The sequence below is a fragment of the Pseudonocardia sp. Ae150A_Ps1 genome (genome assembly GCF_001932315.1).
In the GTDB taxonomy this organism is placed as follows: domain Bacteria; phylum Actinomycetota; class Actinomycetes; order Mycobacteriales; family Pseudonocardiaceae; genus Pseudonocardia.
Window position 1 is genome coordinate 65,457 of sequence record NZ_MCIJ01000003.1, and the last position, 4,788, is coordinate 70,244.

3 protein-coding genes and 1 pseudogene are annotated in these 4,788 nt (G+C 70.8%); 1 reads left to right on the top strand and 3 read right to left on the bottom strand.

What is annotated here, in order from left to right; all coding sequences use genetic code 11:
- Window positions 1-213 precede the first annotated feature (213 nt).
- Window positions 214-387: pseudogene (locus Ae150APs1_RS32415) on the top strand (transposase family protein); the annotation flags it as partial.
- A 228-nt stretch (window positions 388-615) separates the two neighbouring features.
- On the opposite strand, the gene Ae150APs1_RS29730 reads toward Ae150APs1_RS32415, so the two are convergent.
- The 3 genes from Ae150APs1_RS29730 to mobC form a co-directional block, all read right to left on the bottom strand.
- Complete coding sequence (locus Ae150APs1_RS29730) at window positions 616-1,404, bottom strand: hypothetical protein (RefSeq protein ID WP_139317323.1); 789 nt, start codon at window positions 1,402-1,404, stop codon at window positions 616-618.
- 1,287 nt (window positions 1,405-2,691) lie between these two features.
- Window positions 2,692-4,260, bottom strand: a complete 1,569-nt coding sequence (locus Ae150APs1_RS29735; RefSeq protein ID WP_075303025.1) for a relaxase/mobilization nuclease domain-containing protein — start codon at window positions 4,258-4,260, stop codon at window positions 2,692-2,694.
- Window positions 4,257-4,556, bottom strand: coding sequence for a plasmid mobilization relaxosome protein MobC (gene mobC, locus Ae150APs1_RS31720; protein ID WP_170918217.1), 300 nt, complete (start codon window positions 4,554-4,556; stop codon window positions 4,257-4,259). The genes Ae150APs1_RS29735 and mobC overlap by 4 nt, the downstream gene beginning before the upstream one ends.
- Window positions 4,557-4,788 lie beyond the last annotated feature (232 nt).

The following is a 4,788-nucleotide window of genomic DNA, read 5'->3' on the forward strand; positions in this document are numbered from 1 at the left end:
CTCACCCAGCCGCGCAGGGTTTCCGGAAGGATTCCCAGCTGGTCACCGATACGGCGGCAGACGTTCGTGCCGGCGTTGACAGGGTCGGCCTTGGCGTCGAGGACCAGCCGGATCGCTCGTTCCCGCAGCTCGTTGGGGTGCTTCCGTGGGGCTGCCATCGCTGCTCATCATCTCCTGGCTTGACACCCTCCATCAAACCCGGCGCGAGACAAGGTCCTCGCTGATCCGTTCGGCCGACTGATGTGGGCGGCCCCACCGTTACCGGGGTCCACCCACGATCTGACCGCCGCCCGCCGTACCGGCGTCATCGAGGCTGTCACCAGCCAGAACATCCAGGCGTGGGCGGACAAGGCCTACCAAGGCGCCGGGGGCACGGTCCGGACCCCCACAGCAGCGTGCTGTGACCGATCGGCAAGCATCGGTCACAGCACAACCACGCCATCGGTCACAGCCACTCCCGAGTAAAACCCCAGGTCACAGCCCCACAGCACACCGCTGTGACCAATGTGCCCGCTGCGACCGATCACCCCAGACACCCCCACCTCAGACTCCCTCCCCACTCCCTCGGGCTGCGCCCCGGGCGCCCGGCCCGCTTCTCGGTCAGACCCGCCCGGCTCAGCGGGTCGGGCGGGGCCCCCGCGGGAGCTGCAGCGGCTCGAACCTCGGCGGCGACTGCACCTCGGCCCGCCGCGGCCGCGCCGCCCTCGCGTCCGGGACTGCCGCATCCGGGACGGTCGACGGCGGCCGGTGCGCGACCTCGACACGCAGCGCGGCCGCGGTCGGTGCCCCGGTCTCCTCGGCGTGGGCCAGCGCGCGATCCCGGTCGGCGCGGCGCTGCTCGGCACCGGCCTCGACCTCGGCCTGGCCGATGAGTTCCTCTCTCGGCCGGGTATCCGGGTCATCGAGCGTCCGAGCCTGCACCTCTGCCCACTCCTCAGCCTGATCAGCACGACCCCGCGCCCCGTCGGCCCGGTTGAACCGAATCCACACCTCTCCCGGGTCCGGGGCGAGGAGGATCTGCTCGATGTAGTCGTCGTCCTCGACCGTCCCCGCCCCACGCGCCATCTCCAACGCGGCACGATCGACCGCGTTGGTCGGATCGAGCTGGTAGATGTCGAACGGCGGCTCCGGCACGCCGTCGCGCATCGCCTCGGTGATCACACCATTCGACGACGCCCCGTACCCCCTGGTCGCCTCCCGCACCCGGGCAGCATGGGCGGCGTCGCGGCGCGACCGCTCCGACTCGCCCGCCTCCAGGGCCTGGTGCTCGCGGAACTCGATGCCGCGCCGCAGCACCGACTTCAAGTACGAGGCCGGGGTCTTCCGCGACGAAAGACGCGACTCGACCGACAGCGCGGTCTGCGTGAGTTCCTGCGCGATCGGTGCGCCCTGCTCCTTCCACACGAGTAGCTGCTTGGCCAGACCAGGCCACGCCCGACAGCTGATCACCGCGTCTGCGGACCGCCCGGAGAAGTGCCGACGGATCATCCGCTCGGCCTCCCCCAGATCGGATCCGCTCCGGTGGATCCCGGCCCGGCTCATAGGTACTCGGCCCGTCCGTCGGAGCCGAGCGGGCGCGCTCCTCCACCACCGCCCGCAGATACGCCGCGGGATGCTGGGCTTGGTTGATCTTCTCCGTCGGAAGATCCGCTAGCAGAGCATCAAGATCCCGGCCGGCGGAGCGCAAATCAGTCAGTTGCGCCCGCAGCTGATCGAAGTACTCACTCCGCAGCACTCCGTCGCGTGCAACGCCCGCGTCCCTCAGACCTCTGTCCAGCGCCTCATCGACTTCCCTGGCCACGACCGGATCGACCGGATCAGCGTCGACAACCTGCAACTGGTCAGCCGTCCGCTGCACCATCTGGTCCACGAAGTCAGCCAGCAGATGCCACTCCACAGCCTCGTACTGCTGGCGAATCGCACCGAGATCGAGCCGCCTCACGACATCGGTCATCGAGTACCCGTGGTCCTCCAGCCCGCGCAGCCTCGTGGCCAACCTGTCGATCGCCCCGTACCTCTGCTCTTCGGAGTCGCCATCCCCATTCCAGTACGGGCTGGGCGTCATCACCGCCGCAGCCAGATCGGAGTCGTTCGGCCAGACCTCACGCAGGTTCCCCCACACCCGCTCCCGCAGCTGCCAGGGTTCCTCGCGCACCTCGGTGCGGGCGTGCTCGGCCCGCATGTGTCCGTAGGTGCCCAGCTCGCCGAGGTCTTTGAGGGTCCGCTGCTCTCCCTCGGTGACCTCGTCGCGCAGCCGCAGAGCAGTCTCCTTGTCCGCGACCACGAACACCGACAGCTTCTTCTCAGCAAGCCAGCCGTCCGCCCACAGACCCCATGCACCGTGCATCCCCGACGGGGATTCCTCCGGCATCGGCCCCGTCGTCGTGTGCACCACCCAGCCGAACTGCCTCTCACCGCTTGTCTTGTCCTCGAAGCTGGACGGATCGCGTCGTCGCGCCGCCTGGAACGCGGCCTCGTCGGCCTCAACCATCGCCCGCACCCGCGGATCGAGGTCGTTCGAGTACCGCTGCGTCGCCCGTGCAGCCGCCCGCTCCTGGCTCCACGCCGACCGCCCCCGGTTGACCCGGTACTGCCGTACCGCGTTCGCGGTCACCAGCATGAACTGCGTCCATGCCTGCACCTGGTCCCGACCGAGACCGAGCAGCGGAACGTCCTGATCGACCGGCCCCGTCACCGTCCTCTCCCCCGCCTCTGCTTCTCCCGATACGTCGACTCGTGAAGCCCCGACGACCTCGCCGACCCCGTCGCCGACACCGGCGGGCGCTGCCCAACCGATCGGGCCACGCCTCCGCGGGCCGGCCCGCTCACGGCCGCTCGTGCCGCGCTACTGCGGGCCGATGCCTGCAGCGCACCGCAGCTGCGGTGCGCCGCCCGGGCCTGCGCAAGCCGTGACTGCGTCTCCCGCAGTGCTGCGATCTCGGCGACCAACCTCGCCAGCGCCAGCACCAACCGGGCCCCGGCGCCCTCACCGTGGCGACCCACCGTTCGCACCGACGCCAGCCGCCACGCCGACTGCCGCAGCACCTGAGCCACCGGCGACCACCGTGCTGGCAACACCTGCTCCGGCACCCGGGCCGCTCGGTCGAGGTCGTTGCCCGCCTCCCTCCGGACCCGCCCGTCCGGGTCCTGACAACCCGTCACCACCCCCACCGCGCAGAGCATGTCCCCGGCCGCGTGCGCGATCCCGTCGGCACCCACCCCGGTCTCGCCCGATGCCAACGTCGCGGTGGCATGCTCCATCGACGAGACCGCATCATCGATCGCCGCCACCCGCTCCTGCGGACTCACCGACGCCCGATACGTCCGCCCCGGAGCACCACCCACCACCGGTGCCGGCGGCGGCGCCGAGCTCCACCGCCGCTCCAGGTTCGGCAACGACAGGTCTCGAGCCAGCGTCCGCCCGGAGAACCACACCGGCTGCCCCGCCGCGGTCAGATCACCCGGCGCAGCCACCGAGTAGCCCACCATCGCCGCACCTTGCCCCGCCGCCGGCACCTCGGAACTGCGGGCGCGCACCAGCACACCGAGGTCCTTCAACGCAGCCACGAACCCCTCCGGGTCCCTAGCCTGTACCGCCGCGACCCGCGACATCCGCCGCAGCCACTCCCGCGAAGTCTCCTCGGAGCCCCGCCGCAGCGCCTTCTCCTGCTCGGCCTGCGTCGGCCCAGTCACCGAGCTGCGATCCGCGGCCGCCGTCGGCGTCAACCCCAGCTTCTGCTCCCAGTCCCGGCACGTCTCACGAGCCCGGACGAAGTCCCGGAACGGGTGCACCCGCTTCCCGGACTCCTGACGCACCAGAACCGCCGCGACGTGCACGTGGTCATCGGCGTGCCGGATCGCGACCCATCGACAGCCATCGAGCTCACCCCGTGCCGCGATCCCAGTGCGATCCATCAGGTCCTCGACCACCTGAGCCCACTGCGCATCCGACAACACCGGATCACCCGGCGCGTTGCGCAACGAGCAGTGCCACACCGGCCCTCGCGGCACCCGGCCGCCGGCCTCGGCGCGCGGCTCCCGCAACCCGACCCCCGCCGCGACCGCCGGAGCACTGACCGCCTCGACGAGACCGCGCAGATCCCATCCACCGGCGACGTCCTGCGCCGGCTGATACTTCTCCGGCGCCCCGTCCCAGCTCGCGACGACCCGCTGCCCGGTGTGCTCGTTGAACCGCCCCGGCCCCATCAGGTAACGGACCAGCCCCTCGACCCGCCAGCCACGGCTCACCTTCGCGATCACCGTCGGCTCCCCGACCGCCGCAGCTGCGCCGCCGCACCGTTGACCTGCCGGTCCACCTCGGCCACGGTCCGGTCGACCCGCTCCACCGTCGACTCGAGCACCCCATCGGTGTTCGCGACCCGAGCGATGTCGTTGAGGTTCCCCCCGATGTTGCGCAGAACCCGCCGATCCTCCATCAACTCCGAACGCAGCCCCATCAACTCCTGCATCCGCGCACCAGCCGAACCCGCCGAGACCCGCCCACCAGGAACCACCGGTTCAGGCGGCTCCGCCGCCCGAACCGCCGCCTCACCCACCCACGCACCCGGAGCCATAGCCGCCGACGCAGCAGCCACCTCGACTCGAGCCATCTCCCAATCCGAGAACCAGACAGTCGTCCGGTGCGGACGCCCGCCTTCAGCCCGAGATCGGCGAGTTCGGCCAGCCAGAGACATCCAGACCCCCTCCACTTCCGGCCGAGAATCTCACACCGCCACCCCCTGTCAGTGTTTTCTCCGAGAAAACACCTAACTTGCTCCGCCGCAGGCG